We start from the raw sequence: 21,031 nt of genomic DNA on the forward strand, positions 1-21,031 counted from the left end.
GGTCTGCTTACGTTTGCCGGCGTACTCAGCATCGGCGAAGGACATCTGTTTCATCGGGACTCAACCGTTCGATTCCTGTGAGGCGGGTATTTCACCAAATCTGGAAGCCTTTTTCAGAGTTTCCCTAGCCTTGTGTTGGCGCACCTGGATGCGCTCAAAAAAAACAGAGGATCCTGATATGAATTCCGTTATTGGATTAGGGGCTTTTCCCCATCGCCGCACGCTTGGGGTCATCACTGCCAGCCTGCTGACCTTTTCCGTGCATGCCGCTCCGCTGACTCGCGACAACGGTGCCGCGGTAGGTGACAACCAGAACTCGCAGACGGCAGGAGCCAATGGCCCGGTGCTGTTGCAGGATGTGCAACTGATCCAGAAACTGCAGCGCTTTGACCGCGAGCGCATTCCCGAGCGCGTGGTACATGCACGGGGCACCGGTGCCCACGGCACCTTTACAGTGACCAACGACCTCAGCGACTTGAGCAAGGCCAAGGTGTTCGCTGCCGGCCAGAGTACCCCGGTATTTGTGCGTTTCTCTGCTGTGGTTCACGGTAATCACTCCCCGGAAACCCTGCGTGATCCGCGCGGTTTCGCCACCAAGTTCTACACGGCCGACGGTAACTGGGACCTGGTTGGCAACAACTTCCCGACCTTCTTCATTCGCGATGCAATCAAATTCCCGGACATGGTGCATGCGTTCAAGCCTGACCCACGCACCAACCTTGACGACGATTCGCGCCGGTTCGATTTCTTCTCCCATGTACCGGAAGCCACGCGTACGCTGACCGAGTTGTATTCCAACTCGGGTACACCGGCCAGTTATCGAGAGATGGATGGCAACGGAGTGCATGCCTATAAGTTGGTCAATGCCAAAGGCGAAGTGCATTACGTCAAGTTTCACTGGAAGAGTTTGCAGGGCATCAACAATCTGACGCCCAAGCAAGTCGGCAAAGTCCAGGGCCAAGACTACAGTCACATGACTAACGATTTGGTTACGAATATAAACAAGGGCAACTTCCCGAAGTGGGACTTGTACATTCAGGTGCTAAAACCACAAGATTTGTCCAAGTTTGATTTTGATCCATTGGATGCAACGAAGATCTGGCCAGGTATTGCGGAGCGAAAAGTTGGACAAATGGTCCTTAATCGTAATCCGGCAAATGTGTTTCAGGAAACTGAACAAGTAGCCATGGCGCCGGCCAATATTGTTCCTGGTATCGAGCCTTCCGAAGACCGCTTGTTGCAAGGTCGAGTGTTCTCTTATGCCGATACACAAATGTACCGCCTCGGTGCCAATGCCCTGCAATTGCCGATCAACGCACCTAAAGTTGCGTTGAACAATGGCAACCAGGATGGTGCGATGAACTTCGGTGCCAGCGCTTCCGGCGTGAACTATCAACCGAGCCGTCTGCAACCGCGTGAAGAAACACAAACCGCGCGCTACAGCCAGATGGCGCTGTCGGGCAGCACGCAGCAGGCGAAGATCCAGCGTGAGCAGAACTTCAAGCAGGCAGGCGATCTGTACCGCTCGTTCAGCAAGAAAGAGCGTCGCGATCTGATCGACAGCTTTGGAGGCTCGCTGGCCACCACCGATGACGAGAGCAAGCACATCATCCTGTCCTTCCTTTATAAGGCTGATCCCGAGTACGGCACTGGTGTCACTGAAGTGGCCAAGGGTGACTTGAGCCGGGTCAAGGCACTGGCAGCCAAACTGGTCGACTGATTCCACGCAACGTAACGCGGGGCCTGAGTCAGGCCCCGTTTCGCTGAGGGAGACTGCTGATGCGTGTTTATCTGTTTCTATTGTTCGGGTTTATGTCCTGTGGTGCGCTGGCAGCACCGGCCGTGCAAAGCCCTGACGCGATCAAAGAACAGCTACAGGATTACTATTTCGACGCCGCCCGGCGCGGTGACGTACCAATGCTCGATACCTTTATCGAGTCCGGTTATTCACTCGACACCCGCGACGGCAAGGGTTACACCGCGCTGATTCTGGCGGCTTATCACGGTCAGGCACCCGCAGTGGAGCGCTTGCTCGCCGCTGGTGCGGATGCCTGTGCCCAGGACCAGCGCGGCAATACGGCGTTGATGGGCGCGATCTTCAAGGGTGAGTTACAGATCGCCCGTCGGTTAATGGCCACCGATTGCAGCCCCGATCAACGTAACGGTGCCGGTCAGACGGCGGCGATGTACGCGGGGTTGTTCAAACGCCTTGAATTGCTCGACGCGCTGAAAGCCAAAGGCGCCGACCTTGATGCCGAAGATCCGCTGGGCAACAGCGCCGCACGTCTGGCCAGCGGCGAGATCCGTACCGCAGCGCCGCGCTGATCGGCGGCGCGTGCGTTATCATCGCGGTTTTTGTCGGGGGTTCTGATGGCCAAGGCCAAGCGCATGTACGGCTGCACCGAGTGCGGCGCAACCTTTCCCAAGTGGGCCGGCCAGTGTGGCGAGTGCGGTGCCTGGAATACGCTGACCGAAACCATGATCGAGAGCGGCGGCGCGACGGCGCCCTCCGGACGCACCGGATGGACCGGGCAGCAGGCGCAGATCAAAACCCTGGCCGAAGTCAGCATCGAAGAGATTCCACGGTTTTCCACAGCCTCCAGTGAGCTGGATCGTGTGCTGGGCGGAGGCTTGGTCGATGGCTCGGTGGTGTTGATCGGCGGCGACCCGGGTATCGGCAAGTCGACGATTCTGTTGCAGACCCTGTGCAACCTCGCCAAAAGCATGCCGGCGCTGTACGTCACCGGTGAAGAATCCCAACAGCAAGTGGCCATGCGCGCCCGCCGCCTCGGTTTGCCTCAGGATCAGCTACGGGTGATGACCGAAACCTGCATCGAGACCATCATCGCCACGGCACGTCAGGAAAAACCCAAGGTGATGGTGATCGACTCGATCCAGACGATCTTCACCGAACAACTGCAATCGGCGCCCGGCGGCGTGTCTCAGGTGCGCGAGAGTGCGGCGTTGCTGGTGCGCTATGCCAAGCAGAGCGGCACGGCGATTTTCCTCGTCGGCCACGTGACCAAGGAAGGCGCGCTTGCCGGCCCGCGCGTGCTTGAGCACATGGTCGACACCGTGCTGTATTTCGAAGGCGAATCCGATGGCCGTTTGCGTTTGCTGCGGGCGGTGAAAAACCGCTTCGGCGCCGTCAACGAGTTGGGCGTGTTCGGCATGACCGACAAGGGTTTGAAAGAGGTCTCCAACCCTTCGGCGATTTTTCTCACGCGCGCTCAGGAAGAAGTCCCGGGCAGCGTGGTGATGGCGACGTGGGAAGGCACCCGGCCGATGCTGGTGGAAGTGCAGGCGCTGGTCGATGACAGTCATCTGGCCAACCCGCGCCGTGTGACGCTGGGTCTGGATCAGAACCGATTGGCGATGTTACTGGCGGTTTTGCATCGCCATGGCGGCATACCGACTCACGATCAGGATGTGTTCCTCAACGTGGTGGGTGGGGTGAAGGTGCTGGAAACCGCATCCGACCTGGCGCTGATGGCGGCCGTGATGTCGAGCCTGCGCAATCGGCCGTTGCCCCACGACCTGCTGGTGTTTGGCGAAGTCGGGTTGTCCGGCGAAGTGCGCCCGGTACCAAGCGGTCAGGAGCGGTTGAAGGAAGCGGCCAAGCATGGTTTCAAACGCGCCATTGTGCCGAAGGGCAACGCGCCGAAGGAATCACCGCCCGGGCTGCAGATCATTGCCGTGACCCGACTGGAACAAGCCCTCGACGCGCTTTTCGAATAACTACCAACTCCCTGTAGGAGCTGCCGAAGGCTGCGATCTTTTGATCCTGATCTTTTAAAAAGCAAGATCAAAAGATCGCAGCCTTCGGCAGCTCACGGCCAGGCTTTATCAGATTTCGATCAGCGCACCCAACTCCCGCTCCAGCTCCTGCGGATCGCCCAGATTGAACTCAATCAAGCGCCGCAGGCGTTCGATCGACTCCAGGCTGATGTGCTTGCAGACGAAACCCAGTTGGCCGCGGTCATCGTGGGCCAGCTGCACATCCATCTTGATGCCGACTTCATCATTGAGATGAATCTCCACGAGGAAATGCCGTTCCCGATCACCCAGCCACGGTTCGGGTTTTTCGATCAACAGTCCCTTGAGCGAGAGATCAATCAACTTGACCGGCCAGATGTACTCGCCCTGACTCAATTCAGTTCGGGCATCGAACGCGATACGTTTGAATCGGCGACGCTCTGCTGGGTGCTCGCTCATGGCGCAATCCTCTCGAAGGTTTGCTGACTATAGACCCGACCAGCCGGGTGCAGCCAACGATCAAGGCGTCTAGACCTATGTCGGGGTATGGCCTTTGTCGCCGTAAGCGCTAAACTCGGGGTGGCTGTCTTTCTTGTCCACCCTGGCTGGAATAATAAAATGAAAAACAATAATAGCCTGCTACGCCACTTACCCTGGCTAGTGCTGGCAATCGTAGGAGCGTGCGCCCTGGGCGTAGTGGCATTGCGCCGAGGCGAGGCCATTAACGCCTTGTGGATTGTGGTCGCTGCCGTGGCCATTTATCTGGTTGCGTATCGTTACTACAGCCTGTTCATCGCAACCCATGTGATGCAACTCGATCCGCGTCGGGCCACCCCCGCCGTGCTCAACAACGACGGTCTGGACTTTGTTCCAACCAACAAACACATTCTTTTCGGTCACCACTTCGCGGCGATTGCTGGCGCGGGGCCTCTGGTCGGCCCGGTGCTGGCGGCGCAGATGGGGTATCTGCCCGGCACACTCTGGCTGATTGCCGGCGTGGTGCTGGCGGGCGCGGTGCAGGACTTCATGGTTCTGTTCATGTCGACCCGACGCAACGGCCGTTCCCTGGGTGACATGGTGCGTGAAGAAATGGGCCGTGTTCCCGGCACCATTGCCCTGTTCGGCTGCTTCCTGATCATGATCATCATCCTCGCGGTGCTGGCGCTGATCGTGGTCAAAGCACTCGCCGAAAGCCCGTGGGGCATTTTCACCGTGATGGCGACCATCCCGATCGCGATGTTCATGGGCATCTACATGCGCTACATCCGCCCGGGTCGCATCGGCGAAATCTCCGTGGTCGGCGTATTGCTGCTGCTGGGTTCGATCTGGCTTGGTGGGCAGATTGCCGCCGATCCGGTGTGGGCCAAGGCGTTCACCTTCACGGGTGTGCAGATTACCTGGATGCTGGTCGGCTACGGTTTTGTCGCTGCCTCGCTGCCGGTCTGGCTGATTCTGGCGCCGCGTGACTACCTCTCCACTTTCCTCAAGATCGGTACCATCGTCGCGTTGGCGATTGGCATTCTGGTGACCATGCCCGAGCTGAAAATGCCGGCGCTGACCCAGTTCGTCGACGGCACCGGCCCGGTGTGGAAGGGCGGTCTGTTCCCGTTCCTGTTCATCACCATTGCTTGCGGTGCGGTCTCCGGTTTCCACGCGCTGATTTCTTCGGGCACCACGCCCAAGCTGCTGGATAACGAAACCAACGCCCGTTACATCGGTTACGGCGGCATGCTGATGGAGTCATTCGTGGCGATCATGGCCATGGTCGCTGCATCGGTGATCGAGCCAGGCGTGTACTTCGCCATGAACAGCCCGGCGGCCGTCGTCGGCAGTGACGTGGTGTCGGTTGCGCAAGTGGTCACCAGTTGGGGTTTTGCAATCACGCCTGAGGCGCTGCAAGCCGTGGCGAATGACATTGGCGAAACCACCATCCTCGCCCGTGCCGGCGGTGCACCGACCCTGGCGGTGGGTATTGCGCAGATCCTGCACAGTGTCCTGCCGGGTGAAAACACCATGGCGTTCTGGTACCACTTCGCGATCCTGTTCGAAGCGCTGTTCATCCTGACCGCAGTCGACGCCGGTACTCGTGCCGGGCGCTTCATGCTGCAGGATCTGCTCGGCTCCTTCGTTCCGGCGCTCAAGCGTACCGAATCCTGGACCGCCAACCTGATCGCCACTGCCGGTTGTGTGGCGATGTGGGGCTGGTTGCTGTATCAGGGCGTGATCGATCCACTGGGCGGCATCAACACCTTGTGGCCGCTGTTCGGTATCTCCAACCAGATGCTGGCCGGTATCGCGCTGATGCTCGGCACCGTGGTCCTGATCAAGATGAAGCGCCAGCGCTACATTTGGGTCACGCTGCTGCCGGCAACATGGCTGTTGATCTGCACCACGACTGCAGGCTTCATCAAGCTGTTCGACGCCAACCCGGCGATCGGCTTCCTGTCGTTGGCCAGGAAGTACAGCGATGCACTGGCCAATGGTCAGGTGATTGCTCCCGCGAAAAGCGTCGAGCAGATGCAGCACGTGATCTTCAACGCTTACACCAACGCCACGCTGACGGTGCTGTTCCTGTTCGTGGTATTCAGCATCCTGTTCTATGCGCTCAAGGTCGGCATCGCTGCCTGGGGCAAAAAAGAGCGTACGGATAAAGAATCGCCATTCCAGGCTTTGCCGGATGCGTAACCAGAGGATTGCAGCATGTTCAATGACCTGAGTCGCCTCGGTAAATACCTCGGTCAGGCCGCGCGCCTGATGGTCGGCATGCCCGACTACGACACTTACGTCGAGCACATGCAAAACAAACACCCGGACAAACCGGTGATGAGCTACGAGATGTTCTTTCGCGAACGTCAGGAAGCCCGTTACGGTGGCAAGGGTGGGCCGAAGTGCTGTTGATCTGACAGCCTGAGGTTGATGCAATCCCCCCTGTGGGAGCTAGCCTGCTAGCGATGAGGGCGTGTCAGTCGACATCCATGTCGAATGATACGCCGCAATCGCCAGCAGGCTGGCTCCCACATTTGTTTTGTGTTGTTCATTCATTTTGTGAAGGGGATCGATTTGTCTTCTCCAATACCCGTAACAGTGCTCAGCGGTTTCCTCGGCGCCGGCAAGACCACGTTGCTGCGCCATATCCTGAAAGCCGAGCACGGCCTGAAAATCGCCGTCATCGAGAACGAATTCAGCGATGCCGGTATCGACACCCAGTTGCTGGGCGACGAGCCGGTGCAGGTCATGACCCTGGCCAACGGTTGCGTTTGCTGCACCATCCACACTGATCTGACCAAGGCTCTGTACCTGCTGCTTGAACGCCTGGACAGCGGCGAGATCGCCTTCGATCGTCTGGTCATCGAGTGCACCGGTCTGGCCGATCCGGCACCGGTCGCGCAGACCTTTTTCATCGACGAGGAATTGCGCGAGCGTTACCTGCTCGACGGTATCATCACCCTGGTCGACGCGGCTCACGCCGACGTGCACCTGACCCAGACCATCGCCCAGGCGCAAATCGGTTTCGCCGACCGTTTGCTGGTGAGCAAGACCGATCTGGTGGACGAAGCCACATTCACCGCGCTGAGCGAACGTCTGACCCGAATCAACCGGCGTGCGCCGATCCGCGTGGTCGAGCATGGCAACATCGATCTGGCCGAACTGCTGGATGTTCGCGGCTTCAACCTCAATGCTGACCTCGGCGGCGGCCTGAGTCTGCGCCCGGTGAGCAAAGCACCTTCGATCGACCGTATTTCAAGCCTGGTACTGCGCACCGATCAGCCGCTAGATATCGATCAGCTCAGCGAGTTCATGAATGAATTGCTGGAAGAACATGGCAAGCAATTGCTGCGTTACAAAGGCGTGCTGAACATTGCCGGGGAAGATCGTCGGTTGGTGTTTCAGGGCGTGCTGAAACTCTACGGTTTCGACTGGGACACCGAATGGGCCGAGGGTGAGAAACGCGAGAGTGTGATCGTGTTTATTGCCGATGATTTGCCGGAAGAGAAGATTCGGGCGGGGTTTGCCAACGTGGTGGCGAGCTGATGGATCTTCAGCGTCAGTGATGACGCTATCGCGGGCAAGCCCGCTCCCACAGGTCAAGCGTCGGTCATGAATGCTGTCGGCACCTTGACCACTGTGGAAGCGGGCAAGCCCGCGATGGCGATCTAGCCGACGACGCAGCGATCGTTGACGGAATACAGGAGGGTGTCCTCCAGATGATCCAGATGTTGATTCATCAGCATGCTGGCTCTGCAAACATCCCCACACTCCACCGCCTCAACCAGTGCCAAATGCTCCTGCCACGCGCAGCAGTTGTGCGTAGTCCCGCCACACCGCGCAATGGCCAGTGACGTCAGCGGCACCAGAGTGCCAAGAAAATGCGCCAACGGTGCATTCCCCGCCATCCGCGCCAATTGCAGATGAAACTCCCCGGACAAGCGAATCGCCGCGCCCCGCTGATCGTGCTCTACAGCCTGCCGCTCACGCTCGATCAGCGCTCGTAGACGTTTCAAGCCATCAGCCTGTGGGCGCTGACACGCCAGGCGCACCAGCGTGTTTTCAGCCAGTCGCCGCGCATGCAACGTCTGTCGATTCTGTTCCGCATCCGGCTCGGCCACCCGTGGGCGATGATTGGTGCGCAATACGATGACGTGTTCGTTGCACAACTGCGTCAGCACCCGGCGAACATCTGCGCGGCTGGCGCCGAACATCTGCTTGAGACTGTCTTCGGTGAAGCGGCTGCTCGGGTCGATGCGCTCCTCCAGAATCGCGTCGAACAGTCGCGGATACAGATCATCCTCCGGCGCGCGCAGGCGGGAGAAGGGCAGGGCGGCTGACATCTGGCGAGGGTGCGACGGCGAGGCAAGGCTGTTCATGGCCGGTCTCCAGTGTGAAATATTTCAGTTGCTCAAGTGGTCGTCCGGAATGTTCATCTCGATGCCCATCCGCTGCGCCTCACGCAGAATGTGCCGGCGCATTTCAGCGCTGGCCTGGGCGCTGTTCTTGCTGCGAATCGCACGGACCACGGCTTCGTTCTCTTCCAGCCGTTCGGCCAGATGTTCCGGGGAGTTGCGCAGCACTTCAGCGCTTTGCTTGAGGGCGTTGCTGGTCTGCTGCACCACACTCTGGAAAATCGGGTTTGAAGTCAGGGTGAACAGCTCTTCATGGAAGGCAATGTAGGCGCTGACTCCGGCTTCGCTGTCGCCGGCTTCAAGGGCTTCGCGCATGTCCATCAAGGTCAGGCGCAACTGGCCGACTTCCTTGCTGCTGATCGACTGCGCCACCAGGCCGACAATGAACGGTTCAAGGGTGTAGCGCAGTTGCAGCACGTCTTCGAGACTGGCGCCGGCCACCGCGCTGTCGTGGCTCTGGCTGTCGCTGAGTTGCGCGTCGAGCACCACCACACCTTTGCCCGGCATTGAGCGGACGAGGCCAAGGGTTTCCAGGACGATCACCGCTTCGCGCAGGCTTGGGCGGCTGATACCCAGTTGTTCGGCCAGTTCGCGCTGGCCCGGCAACATGTCGCCGGAGCGCCACTGACCGCGGGCCAGTGCGGCGCGGAGTTTTTCTACGACTGAGTTGACGACGGTGGATGTGGTAATCACTTGTCTTGCTCCATGTGCCTGCGGGATCTGCCGCAGGCCAGATCGAAAGATCGCAGCCCAGCGGCAATCCCGGCAGGGTTGAAATCAGAACTCCTGCTGGTGCGCCGGAGTTGCTGTTTTACGCGGTTGAAAGGTATAGCCCTGCTGACCGCTAAGTACTTTGTTCGCGCGTTGTACATCGATGTCTTTTTCCCAGAGGGCGATGGCCACGGTGGCGACGCAGTTGCCGATCAGGTTAGTCAGCGCGCGGCCGATGCCCATGAACCAGTCCACCGCCAGCACCAACACCAGACCGACCACCGGGATCGCCGGAATTGCCGTCAATGTCGCCGCGAGAATCACCAAGGCCGAACCGGGAATACCGTGGGCGCCTTTGGAGGTAATCAGCGACACCAGCAGAATCGTCAGCAAATCAGTCATGGCCAAAGGCGTGCCGGTGGCGTTGGCGATGAAAACGATGGCCAGCGTCAGGTAGATCGAAAAGCCGTCGAGGTTGAACGAGTAGCCGGTGGGGATCACCAGTCCGACGGTCGAGCTGCCGATGCCCAGGTGTTCAAGTTTGCGCATGATCTGTGGCAACACGGCATCCGAGGACGCGGTGCCCATGACGATCAGCAGTTCTTCGCGCAGGTACTTGAGCAGCGGCCACATCCGCAGGCCGGACGCACGCATCACCAGCCCCAGAATCACGCTGACGAACGCGATGCAGGTCAGGTAGAACAAGCCGACCAGGCTGCCCAGATGTTGCAGGGAATCGATGCCGTATTTGCTGGTGGTGAAGGCGATGGCGCCGAACACGCCGATCGGCGCCAGACGCACGATCATGCCCATGATCCGGAAGATCACATGGCTCAGTTCGTTGATCAGTCGCGAGATGCCGGAGGCCGCTTCGCCGACCAGATTCAAAGCGCTGCCGAACAGTACCGAGAACAGCAGCACTTGCAGAATGTTGTTCTCGGCAAAGGCGCCGATCACCGATGTCGGGATCAGGTCCATGAGGAACTGCGTGGTGGTGTGCATGTGCTGGCCGCGCTCGGCCAGATCGCCCATGTCGGCCGTGGACAATTGCTCCAGGTGGATATTCGCACCGCTGCCGATGCCGGTGCTGAAGGCGAATACCAGACCGATCACCAGCGCGATGGTGGTCAGCACTTCAAAGTAGATAACAGACTTGAGGCCAATCCGGCCGACCTTCTTCAAGTCGCCCGCGCCACTGATGCCGCTGACCACTACGCAGAACACGATCAGGCCGATGAGCATCTTGATCAGTTTGATGAAGCCGTCGCCGAGCGGTTTGAGCTGGGCCGAGTATTCCGGAAGGGTCAGCCCACAGACGATGCCGAGCACCAGTCCGAGAACCACTTGGAGGAAGATTGAACGCGAGCACCATTTGAGCATGGGAGAAATCCTGGTCGGTGTCCTGGCTGCCGTACGCGGGGCGTATCAGATTCAGGACTTAATTATTGTGGTCTTACCGGTATGTCCAGTGCGGGTGCAGTCTAGGCGCTGTTTTTTATCAATCGCAAGTGAAAAATGACGAATTGGCATGACCGGTCTGACCAGTTGAGCGGTGAGTCCCATTCTTGAGCGGTTCAGGCGTTTGAAAATATTTCAGGCGAAAAAAAACCGGCCAATCACTTGGCCGGTTTTTCATGCTGCGGGTTTAGCGTCGCAATTAAGCGCCGTATACCGGCAGTTTCTTGCAGATGGCTTTGACTTTCTCACGAACGGCGTCGATCACCGCTTCATTGGAAAGATCTGCCAGGATGTCGCAGATCCAGCCTGCCAGTTCTTTGCACTCTGCTTCCTTGAAGCCACGAGTGGTCACAGCCGGAGTACCGAAGCGCAGGCCGGAAGTCACGAACGGCGAGCGTGGATCGTTTGGCACGGAGTTCTTGTTCACGGTGATGAACGCTTTGCCCAGAGCGGCGTCGGCGTCTTTACCGGAGATTTCCTGCTTGATCAGCGACAGCAGGAACAGGTGGTTTTCAGTACCGCCGGAAACCACGTCGAAACCGCGCTCGATGAACACGCTGGCCATGGCCTGGGCGTTTTTCACCACTTGCTGCTGGTAAGTCTTGAACTCAGGCTGCAGCGCTTCCTTGAAGCAGATCGCTTTGGCGGCAATCACGTGCTCCAGCGGGCCACCCTGGGCGCCCGGGAATACCGCGGAGTTGAGCTTCTTCTCGATGTCAGCGTTGGCGCGAGCCAGGATCAGGCCGCCACGTGGACCGCGCAGGGTCTTGTGCGTGGTGGTGGTCACGACGTCAGCGAAAGGCACCGGGTTCGGGTAAACGCCCGCGGCAACCAGACCGGCCACGTGAGCCATGTCGACGAACAGGTAAGCGCCAACCTTGTCAGCGATTTCGCGGAAACGCGGGAAGTCCAGGATCTGCGAGTAGGCAGAGAAACCGGCCACGATCATTTTCGGCTTGTGCTCAACCGCCAGACGCTCGACTTCGTCGTAGTCGATCAGGCCGTTGGCGTCGATGCCGTACTGGATGGCGTTGTACAGCTTGCCGGAGGAGGAAACGCTGGCGCCGTGGGTCAGGTGACCACCGTGGGCCAGGCTCATGCCCAGAATGGTGTCACCGGCCGACAGCAGGGCCAGGTAAACGGCGCTGTTGGCTTGCGAGCCGGCGTGCGGCTGAACGTTGGCGTAGTCGGCGCCGAACAGTTCTTTGGCGCGGTCGATGGCCAGTTGCTCAACGATATCGACGTACTCGCAGCCACCGTAGTAGCGCTTGCCCGGATAACCTTCGGCGTACTTGTTGGTCAGTACCGAGCCTTGAGCTTCCATCACCGCTGGGCTGGTGTAGTTTTCCGAAGCGATCAGCTCGATGTGCTCTTCCTGGCGCACGGCTTCTTGCTCCATGGCGGCAAAGAGATCGGCGTCGTACTTGGCAATAGTCAAATCACGGCTGAACATGGCGGTCCTCAAGGATCGGGGGCAGAAAAGGGGGGCATTCTAACCCAACCGCTTTTGGATGGCATATGAAACGACATCATGTCGCAGACAAGTGGCGCTCATCACAGATGTGCGGCGCTTTTGCTGGCCCCATCGCTGGCAAGCCAGCTCCCACAGTAACCGGGGTGGCCGCTGGGTTGTGTGATCGACATCAATCCCTGTGGGAGCTGGCTTGCCAGCGATGAGGCCAGGAGCCTCACCCCAAAAACTCAGTCAAACATGAAGAGCGCATCATTGCTGAACTGCGCCTCAAACCGTCCCGCCGGCATCGGTCGCCCGAACAGATACCCCTGAACCTCATCGCAGCCATGCTCACGCAGGAAGTCCAGTTGTTCGTGAGTTTCCACGCCCTCGGCAATCACCGCCAGATTTAGGCTGTGAGCCATGGCGATGATCGCTCGGGCGATCTGCGCGTCCTGCTCGCCGGACGGCAGGCCATCGACGAAGGTACGGTCGATTTTCAGCACGTCGATCGGGAACTGCTTGAGGTAGTTCAGCGATGAATAACCGGTGCCGAAGTCATCGACCGCGATGCTCAGGCCGAGGTTTTTCAGGCCGGCGAGGATCTGCATCGCCTCGCTGACTTCACGCATCAGAATGCTTTCGGTCAATTCCAGCTCCAGACAGGCCGGTGGCAGACCGGTTTCGCGCAGGATCGTGGCGATCCGCGTACCGAGCTGGCCGTCGGAGAACTGCCGCGCCGAGATGTTCACCGACACCTTCGGCACGCGCACACGGTTCTGGTGCCAGGTCTTGAGTTGACGGCACGCCTCGCTGATCACCCAGTCGCCGACATCGACCACCAGCCCGAGCTCTTCCAGTACCGGAATGAAATCTCCTGGCGGCACCAGTCCGCGACGCGGATGACGCCAGCGCAGCAGGGCTTCGGCACCGGTCAGCCGTTTGCCGTCGCCGCTGAATTGCGGTTGGTAATACAGGACGAATTCGTCTTGTTCCAATGCATGGCGCAGGTCGCTTTCCAGCTCCAGGCGCTCCAGTGCACTGGCGTTCATGTCGGCCTGATAGAACTGGAAGTTGTTTTTGCCGCGCTCCTTGGCGTGGTACATCGCGGTGTCGGCGTTCTTCATCAACTGGCTCAGTTCGTTGCCGTCCTGCGGGCTGAGGGCGATGCCGATACTGGCGGTGACAAAGAACTCACGACCTTCGAGCACGAACGGCCGCACCAGACTGGCGAGAATCTGCTCGGCGACATGAATCGCCCGGTTCAGCGCCAGTTCGCGGCTGGAACGATGTTGCAGCAGCAAGGTGAATTCATCGCCGCCCATGCGCGCCACGGTGTCGTCATCGTCGACGCAGGCCAGCAGACGTGTGGCCATGTCCTTCAACATGCGGTCGCCGGCCGCGTGGCCGAGGGAGTCGTTGATCGGTTTGAAACGGTCGAGGTCGAGGAACATCAGCACCACCCACGACTTCTGCCGCTCGGCCGATTGCAGCGCGGTGTGCAGACGATCCTGGAACAGCGTGCGGTTCGGCAGGTGGGTCAGGGCGTCGTAGTAGGCGAGGCGGTGAATTCGCTGTTCGCTGGCCTTGCGCTCGCTGATGTCACTGAAGAAGCACACGTAACTGGCCAGATCGCCCTCGTCATCGAGCACCGCGGTGATGCCGACCCACGCCGGGTAATGCTCGCCGTTACGGCGCTTGAGCCAGACCTCGCCTTCCCAGGTGCTGTGCTGATGCAATTGCTTGAGCACGTAACGCAGGTGTGCGTCCTGTTGTTCGTCGACGGTGAGCATGTTCGGCAACTGGTCGAGGACTTCGGCCACCGCGTAACCGCTGACGCGGCTGAAGGCTTCGTTGGCCTGGACGATGTAACCGGCCGGGTCGGTGATCAGGATCGCCGAAGTCGAATGTTCGAAAACCGTGGCGGCCATGCGCAGGTCTTTTTCGGCGCGGCGCTGCTGGCTGATGTCGCGTCCCACGCCAAGCACGCCTTCGAACGCACCGTGTTCGTCCCACACCAGCACCAGGCGCAACTCGATCGGGATCTTGCGGCCGTCGGCGCGCAGGCAGTCGAACAGGAACAGCTGGGTCTGGACCTGATTGCGCAACAGCGCCAGTTGCTCGGGTTTGTCCAAAGCCTTGCTGACCCGATCCATCAGGGCGTGGATGCCATTCAGTTGCTGCGGGTTGGCGATGGTCGATTGCCAGCCGTTCTGAAAAATCCACTCGACGTCATAACCCAGCACCGCTTGCACCGAGGGGCTGACGTAGTTCAGCGACAGCTTGCTGTCGGTGGAGAAGATCACGTCACTGATGCTTTCGGCGAGCATGCGATAGCGCTGCTCGCTGTCGCGCAGGGATTCGCTGGCCTCGATCTGCTCGGTGATGTCCTTGGCCACGCCGATGATCCGCGTGACCTGATCGTGCTTGTCGCGGGCCAGTGCCTGTTCACGGATATCGAAGCGCCGCCATTCGCCGTCACGATGGCGGAAGCGCAACTGACATTGCAGCAACTGGCTGTAACCGGCGTGGCGCTGCATCTGGCGGGAGCGATGGTAGTAATCGGCATCTTCGGGGTGCAGCAGGATTTCCCAGAAATACTCGCCCATCTGATGCAGTTCGCTGCGGTTGTAACCGAGTGTCTGGCCGAGGTGGTGGTTGCTGAAAATCATCCGCTGGCTGATCACGTCCTGCACGTACAGGTGATCCGGCACGGTACGCACCACGTCGGACCAGAAACCTTCGCGTTCCAGCAGCGACAGTTCGATCAGTTTGCGGCTGGTGATGTCGTTGATGCTGAGGATTACGGCTTTGTAGTCATGCTGCTCGGTCGGCAGGCGCAGCACCATCCACAGATGCTGGTCACGACCATTGATGTCGGGCAGTTTGATTTCCAGTTCCAGCTGCTTTTGCTGCTTTTGCTGCTGCAGCACGGCATCCAGAATCTGATGGCCGATCGCGCAATAACGGTGCGGATGGCCGTCGATCAACAGTTGCCAGGCGTCGTCACAGGAATTGACGTTGAGCAGTTGCAGCGCCACCTGATTGACCTCGGTGACGCGCAGTTCCTGGAGCAATTGCTGGCGCTGTTGCGGCTGATCGAGCCAGGCCTTGAGCTGGTCGCTGGTCTGGATCTGCACCTTGTCGAAAAATTGCTTGAGACCGGACAGGTCGAGCACGCAGAGGGCCACGCCGGTGCCTTCGAAAATGTCCTGATATCGGCGACGCCCCTCATGCAGTTGGCGCTGACGGCGGCGCATGTTCAGCAGCGCAATCACCGGCAGCATCGAGAAGGCCAGGCCCAGCAGGCATTTGCCGATGAACGCCGGCAGCAACTCTTCAAGCACACGTTGACGGTCGAACAGGCCGCGCAACTGCCAGTCGCTGCTGCTCAGCGGCACAGTGAGCACGGTGTTGGCCAGGTCATCCGGGCTCAGCACGCCGGGCTTGGCCGACGACGGTGCCTCATCGCGGCTGATGATCTGATGGTTGAGACGGTTTTCCACCAGCCACAGTGGACGCAGGCCGGTTTCACTTTGTTTGGTCAGCGAGTCGAAGAAGATCGGCGCCAGGCGCAAGACCCAGTAGCCGCGCGTGTTGCCGCTGGCCTGATGCAGCAGCAAATGCACCAGAGAACCGTCGTCCGCGTTGCTGAAGTAATGCGCCTGGGAGCGGCTTCGGCGCACCAGTTCAGTCAGGTAGTCGGCGTCGGAACTGTCCGCTGCGCTGTCACTGATGATTCTGCCGGAAGGACTGAGCAGCGCCATGCTGCGCAGGCCGGGCAACGATTGCTGAAGCTTGCGCAGCAACGCCTGCTGTTCGTCGGCTGACTGCGGCTGTTCGACGATCGGTAGCAGATTGAGCGCGATTTGCGCGTTCAGCGCCATGTTCAGGCTAACCTGCGAGGCGAGATCGGCGGTGTAATCGATGGTGTATTGGCGCTGGTTTTTCTGGGTTTCGCGCAATTGGTCGAGCAATTGCCAGAACAGCAATGCCAACAGCAAAAGCACGAGTGTCGCCAGCGCACCCTTTAATGTTCCGCGCAGGGGCGAGCCTGGCGCCGGTTGGGTGCTGCTCACAGAGGCTGGCGGAGTGACATTGGACAAGCTGTAATCCTGCGGTCTGGCTGGACTGGCGCGACGTGCACTATAAGCCGGACGCCCAGAGGGGGGCTAGCATGCCTTGAGTCGTGGCGAAGTGCCAGCCCCTGGCGAGTGGACTGCCTTCTATCATTAAGGTAGCTTTGCCGGTTACGCGGGAGCGTTCCAGCTCCTACAATCAGACTTTTTCTGCGCGCACGCATTGATGACTATCAAATGAACGACGCGCATCGGTCTGGCCGGGCATCGCCTGCGCTCCAATCATTCATCTGTCACTGACCCAAGGTTCTCCATGGCTCAATACGTCTTCACCATGCATCGGCTGGGCAAAGTTGTTCCGCCGAAGCGGGAAATCCTCAAAAACATTTCGCTGTCCTTCTTCCCCGGCGCCAAGATCGGCGTGCTCGGCCTCAACGGTTCGGGTAAGTCCACGCTGCTGAAAATCATGGCCGGTGTCGACACCGAGTTCGAAGGCGAAGCCCGTCCGATGCCGGACCTGAACATCGGTTATCTGCCGCAAGAGCCGCAACTTGATCCGACCAAGACCGTGCGTGAAGTGGTCGAGGAAGCGGTCAGCGTGATCAAGAACGCCCAGGCACGCCTGGACGAGGTCTACGCGGCTTACGCTGAAGAAGATGCCGACTTCGACAAACTGGCTGCCGAACAGGCCAAGCTCGAAGCGATCCTGCAAGCCAGCGACGGCCATAACCTGGACCGTCAACTGGAAGTCGCCGCCGACGCGCTGCGTCTGCCGGCCTGGGACGCCAAGGTCGAATTCCTCTCCGGTGGTGAAAAACGTCGTGTGGCCCTGTGCCGTCTGCTGCTGTCCGCTCCGGACATGCTGCTGCTCGACGAACCGACCAACCACCTGGACGCTGACTCCGTGGCGTGGCTGGAGCACTTCCTGCACGACTTCCCGGGTACCGTGGTTGCGATCACGCACGACCGTTACTTCCTGGACAACGTTGCTGGCTGGATTCTGGAACTCGACCGCGGCGCGGGCATTCCTTACGAAGGCAACTATTCGGGTTGGCTTGAAGCCAAGTCCGATCGTCTGGCTGCCGAATCCAAGCAGCAGTCGGCTCACGAAAAAGCCATGAAAGAAGAACTGGAGTGGGTGCGCAAAGGCGCCAAGGCCCGCCAGTCGAAATCCAAGGCTCGTCTGCAACGCTTCGAAGAAATGCAATCGCAGGAATTCCAGAAGCGTTCGGAAACCAACGAGATCTACATCCCGGCCGGTCCGCGTCTGGGCGACAAGGTCATCGAATTCAAGAACGTTTCCAAAGGCTACGGCGATCGCGTGTTGATCGACAACCTGTCGTTCTCGATGCCGAAGGGCGCCATCGTCGGCGTAATCGGCGGTAACGGTGCCGGTAAATCGACCCTGTTCCGCATGTTGATGGGCAAGGAAACACCGGATTCGGGCAGCATCGAAGTCGGCGAAACCGTGCAACTGGCGTGCGTCGATCAGAGCCGCGAAGATCTCGACGGCAGCAAAACCGTGTTCCAGCAGATCTCCGACGGTTCTGACCAGATCCGCATCGGCAACTACGAGATCCCGTCGCGTACCTACGTCGGTCGCTTCAACTTCAAGGGTGGCGATCAGCAGAAGTTCGTCAAGGACCTGTCCGGTGGTGAGCGTGGTCGCCTGCACCTGGCGCTGACTCTGAAAGAGGGCGGCAACGTCCTGCTGCTCGACGAACCGTCCAACGACCTTGACGTTGAAACCCTGCGTTCGCTGGAAGAGGCCTTGCTGGACTTCCCGGGCGCCGCGATTGTGATCTCTCACGATCGGTGGTTCCTTGACCGCGTCGCGACCCACATCCTGGCGTACGAAGACGACTCGCAAGCGATCTTCTTCGAAGGTAACTACACCGAGTACGAAGCCGACCGCAAAAAGCGCCTCGGCGAAGCAGCGGCCCAGCCACACCGGGTACGCCACAAAAAACTGGCCTGATTCGGGTTGGTTGCATGAAAAAGCGGAGCCTTCGGGCTCCGTTTTTTTTGCCTGGATTTTTTCGGGGTACCGAGGTGGATTGATCGCTGGCAAGCCAGCTCCCACAGGATTTTTGATGTGCCCGGAATAGGTGAACACCGCTGAAACTGTGGGAGCTGGCTTGCCAGCGATGGCGGTATAACTATTGGTGCATAACTTGAACCTGATCTCACCGTTCGGGTGCGTAACAGGCCAAAAAACAGTCTGATTTATATCCTGCGCACCATTTAATTTCATATCTGCGACATCTTGCGCTGTTCCTGTGCGCATTTCGTTTGCTACAGTCCGGCTCAATTTCTTCCAACGATAATAAATTTGCCGAGACTTTTTCCATGATCGAATCCGTCGAATCCTTCCTCGCACGCCTGAAACAACGCGACCCGGATCAACCCGAATTCCACCAGGCTGTCGAAGAAGTCCTGCGCAGTCTGTGGCCGTTTCTTGAGGCCAATCCGCATTACCTGACCTCGGGGATTCTGGAGCGCATCTGTGAGCCGGAGCGCGCGGTGGTGTTTCGCGTTTCGTGGGTCGACGATCAGGGCAAGGCCCAGGTCAATCGCGGTTTCCGTATCCAGATGAACAGCGCCATCGGTCCATACAAGGGTGGCTTGCGTTTCCACCCATCGGTGAACATGGGCGTGCTGAAGTTTCTCGCCTTCGAGCAGACTTTCAAAAACTCGCTCACCTCGTTGCCAATGGGCGGCGGCAAGGGCGGCTCGGACTTCGATCCGAAGGGCAAGAGCGACGCCGAAGTCATGCGGTTCTGCCAGGCGTTCATGAGCGAGCTTTATCGCCATATCGGTGCTGATGTTGACGTGCCGGCCGGCGACATCGGCGTCGGCGCGCGGGAGATCGGTTTCCTGTTCGGTCAGTACAAGCGCCTGAGCAACCAGTTCACCAGCGTGCTGACCGGTAAGGGCATGACGTACGGCGGCAGCCTGATTCGCCCGGAAGCTACCGGTTTTGGCTGCGTGTATTTCGCTGAAGAGATGCTCAAGCGCCGCCAGCAGACCGTTGAAGGCAAACGCGTGGCGATCTCCGGTTCCGGCAACGTTGCGCAATACGCCGCGCGTAAGGTCATGGATCTGGGCGGCAAGGTGATTTCCCTGTCCGACTCCGAAGGCACGTTGTATTGCGAAGCCGGGTTGAGCGAAGAACAGTGGCTGGCGCTGCTGGAACTGAAAAACGTCAAACGCGGACGGATCAGCGAATTGGCGGCAGCCTACAACCTGGAGTTCCGCGCCGGTCAGTTGCCTTGGTCGCTGGCCTGCGACATAGCGCTACCCTGCGCCACGCAAAACGAACTCGACGCCGAATCCGCCCGCGTGCTGCTGCGCAACGGCTGCGTGTGTGTGGCCGAAGGCGCGAACATGCCGACCACTCTGGAGGCTGTGGATATCTTCATCGAGGCGGGGATTCTGTTCGCGCCGGGCAAGGCATCCAATGCGGGCGGCGTGGCCGTCAGCGGTCTGGAAATGTCGCAGAACGCCATGCGCCTGTTGTGGACGGCGGGTGAGGTGGACAGCAAGTTGCACGCGATCATGCAGTCGATCCACCACGCCTGTGTGCATTACGGCGAAGAGAACGGGCGGATCAACTACGTCAAAGGCGCGAACATCGCAGGCTTCGTCAAAGTCGCCGACGCGATGCTCGCTCAGGGTGTGGTCTGATTCGGCTCGATGCGAATCACTTCAATCATTTGATCGCCGGCGGGGCGCTGCCATAGCACCTCGTCGTTGAGCCGGGCGCCAAGCAGGGCCCGGCCCAGCGGTGAGCCCCAATTGATCAGGCCTTTGGCTGCGTCTGCCTGATCCTCACCGACCAGTTGCACGCGGCGTTCGGTGTCATGTTCGTCGGCGTAGGTCACCCAACTGCCGATTTGCACTTTGTTTGTAGAGGTCGCGGCGACGGCGACTTGTGCGCTGCCGAGGCGCTGATTGAAATAACGCAAATCTCGTTCGAGATCGGCCTGACGTTGTTTGTCGGCCTGTTCACCTTTTGCCGTTTGCTCGGCGTGCAAGGCTTGCAGCTCGGCGACTTTCGCCTGCAACTGTTGCAGACCTTGCTGTGTGACGTAATTGGGCTGCGCGCTGACCTGCCGTTCGACTGGCTGATCGGCTTGCGCGGCGGCGTTGTCTTCGTTGACGAAAGCACGGCTCATGGTGTCCTCCCCGTTAATGGGTTGGGCCATGCTCGCAGGGATTTGGTTTCATCGGATGTCTGCAAACGACCTATTGCGAGCGATAGGCCCGCGCGTCGCCCTGATCCTTCTGCTGCTGCCAGGCGCGCTCGCGCTCGTCCCAGTGCTCGTTGCGATAGTCGTTGCGATCCTTGTTTTCCAGCATCGCCTGACACTGGCGAAAACCGTCGGTCCAGCCCTCGGCGTATTGCTTGTCCTTGAGATAGCGCGGCACATTCTTGCGAAACTCGCCGCTGATCGATCCGGCGGCTTGTCGGCCGCTGACGCAACCGTCATCAAACCCGTCGGCGAAGGCCGGTGGATAGCCCTTGGCGATCAGATCTTCGTGAGTGGTCTGGCAACCGCTCAGCAATAGCAAAACACCCAGCGAAACCACACACCGCCACATCGCACTCTCCCGAGCCGTCACACGGCTTATGGGGTGAGTCTAGAAGGGGATTCGTTGGATGTTGGTGA

General features: G+C 59.4%; 16 protein-coding genes. 8 read left to right on the top strand and 8 right to left on the bottom strand.

Annotated features, from left to right (window positions below; all coding sequences use genetic code 11):
* Positions 1-178 precede the first annotated feature (178 nt).
* Genes IEQ42_RS21605 through radA form a run of 3 tightly spaced genes read left to right on the top strand, consistent with a single transcriptional unit; the run spans position 179 to position 3,738 of the window.
* On the top strand, positions 179-1,720 hold the full coding sequence (locus IEQ42_RS21605) for a catalase (protein ID WP_210705119.1): 1,542 nt from the start codon (positions 179-181) through the stop codon (positions 1,718-1,720).
* Between the two features lie 59 nt (positions 1,721-1,779).
* Positions 1,780-2,325, top strand: coding sequence for an ankyrin repeat domain-containing protein (locus IEQ42_RS21610; RefSeq protein ID WP_210705120.1), 546 nt, complete (start codon positions 1,780-1,782; stop codon positions 2,323-2,325).
* A 45-nt stretch (positions 2,326-2,370) separates the two neighbouring features.
* The gene (gene radA, locus IEQ42_RS21615) at positions 2,371-3,738 is read left to right on the top strand and encodes a DNA repair protein RadA (RefSeq protein WP_210705122.1); all 1,368 of its coding nucleotides are present in this window, start codon (positions 2,371-2,373) and stop codon (positions 3,736-3,738) included.
* Between the two features lie 108 nt (positions 3,739-3,846).
* Here radA and IEQ42_RS21620 read toward each other — a convergent pair whose 3' ends face one another.
* On the bottom strand, positions 3,847-4,215 hold the full coding sequence (locus IEQ42_RS21620) for a PilZ domain-containing protein (protein WP_210705124.1): 369 nt from the start codon (positions 4,213-4,215) through the stop codon (positions 3,847-3,849).
* Positions 4,216-4,374: 159 nt separating this feature from the next.
* On the opposite strand from IEQ42_RS21620, the gene IEQ42_RS21625 reads away from it, so the two are divergent.
* The 3 genes from IEQ42_RS21625 (at position 4,375) to yjiA (ending at position 7,788) form a co-directional block, all read left to right on the top strand.
* Positions 4,375-6,441 (top strand): carbon starvation CstA family protein, encoded by a 2,067-nt coding sequence (locus tag IEQ42_RS21625; protein WP_210705126.1) that lies wholly within the window; start codon positions 4,375-4,377, stop codon positions 6,439-6,441.
* A 15-nt stretch (positions 6,442-6,456) separates the two neighbouring features.
* Complete coding sequence (locus tag IEQ42_RS21630; RefSeq protein WP_042561171.1) at positions 6,457-6,654, top strand: YbdD/YjiX family protein; 198 nt, start codon at positions 6,457-6,459, stop codon at positions 6,652-6,654.
* 162 nt (positions 6,655-6,816) lie between these two features.
* Positions 6,817-7,788, top strand: coding sequence for a GTPase (gene yjiA / locus IEQ42_RS21635; protein ID WP_210705128.1), 972 nt, complete (start codon positions 6,817-6,819; stop codon positions 7,786-7,788).
* Between the two features lie 122 nt (positions 7,789-7,910).
* On the opposite strand, the gene IEQ42_RS21640 is transcribed toward yjiA, so the two are convergent.
* From IEQ42_RS21640 to morA, 5 genes are all read right to left on the bottom strand, one after another.
* Positions 7,911-8,621: a GntR family transcriptional regulator gene (locus IEQ42_RS21640; protein WP_210705130.1), complete on the bottom strand. Its 711-nt coding sequence runs from the start codon at positions 8,619-8,621 to the stop codon at positions 7,911-7,913.
* Positions 8,622-8,645: 24 nt separating this feature from the next.
* On the bottom strand, positions 8,646-9,350 hold the full coding sequence (locus tag IEQ42_RS21645; protein ID WP_150597082.1) for a FadR/GntR family transcriptional regulator: 705 nt from the start codon (positions 9,348-9,350) through the stop codon (positions 8,646-8,648).
* A gap of 84 nt (positions 9,351-9,434) precedes the next feature.
* Positions 9,435-10,748, bottom strand: a complete 1,314-nt coding sequence (locus IEQ42_RS21650; protein ID WP_210705132.1) for a C4-dicarboxylate transporter DctA — start codon at positions 10,746-10,748, stop codon at positions 9,435-9,437.
* Between the two features lie 277 nt (positions 10,749-11,025).
* Positions 11,026-12,279 carry a serine hydroxymethyltransferase gene (gene glyA / locus IEQ42_RS21655; protein ID WP_210624914.1) on the bottom strand — a complete coding sequence of 418 codons (1,254 nt, stop codon included), beginning with the start codon at positions 12,277-12,279 and terminating at the stop codon, positions 11,026-11,028.
* Positions 12,280-12,527: 248 nt separating this feature from the next.
* Entirely contained in the window at positions 12,528-16,385 is a 3,858-nt protein-coding gene (gene morA, locus IEQ42_RS21660) for a sensor domain-containing protein (RefSeq protein WP_210705134.1), read from the bottom strand.
* 286 nt (positions 16,386-16,671) lie between these two features.
* Here morA and ettA point away from each other — a divergent pair, with 286 nt between their 5' ends.
* Together ettA and gdhA are read left to right on the top strand one after the other, a co-directional pair.
* Positions 16,672-18,336, top strand: a complete 1,665-nt coding sequence (gene ettA, locus IEQ42_RS21665; RefSeq protein ID WP_042561164.1) for an energy-dependent translational throttle protein EttA — start codon at positions 16,672-16,674, stop codon at positions 18,334-18,336.
* Between the two features lie 371 nt (positions 18,337-18,707).
* Positions 18,708-20,045 (top strand): NADP-specific glutamate dehydrogenase, encoded by a 1,338-nt coding sequence (gene gdhA, locus IEQ42_RS21670; RefSeq protein ID WP_210705136.1) that lies wholly within the window; start codon positions 18,708-18,710, stop codon positions 20,043-20,045.
* Here the strand turns inward: gdhA and IEQ42_RS21675 are convergent.
* Together IEQ42_RS21675 and IEQ42_RS21680 are read right to left on the bottom strand one after the other, a co-directional pair.
* Entirely contained in the window at positions 20,030-20,536 is a 507-nt protein-coding gene (locus IEQ42_RS21675) for a GreA/GreB family elongation factor (protein ID WP_210705138.1), read from the bottom strand. The genes gdhA and IEQ42_RS21675 overlap by 16 nt on opposite strands.
* Positions 20,537-20,606: 70 nt before the next feature.
* Positions 20,607-20,963 carry a hypothetical protein gene (locus IEQ42_RS21680; RefSeq protein WP_210705139.1) on the bottom strand — a complete coding sequence of 119 codons (357 nt, stop codon included), beginning with the start codon at positions 20,961-20,963 and terminating at the stop codon, positions 20,607-20,609.
* Between the last annotated feature and the right edge of the window lie 68 nt (positions 20,964-21,031).

Source organism: Pseudomonas iridis, assembly GCF_017980685.1.
Classification (GTDB): domain Bacteria; phylum Pseudomonadota; class Gammaproteobacteria; order Pseudomonadales; family Pseudomonadaceae; genus Aquipseudomonas; species Aquipseudomonas iridis.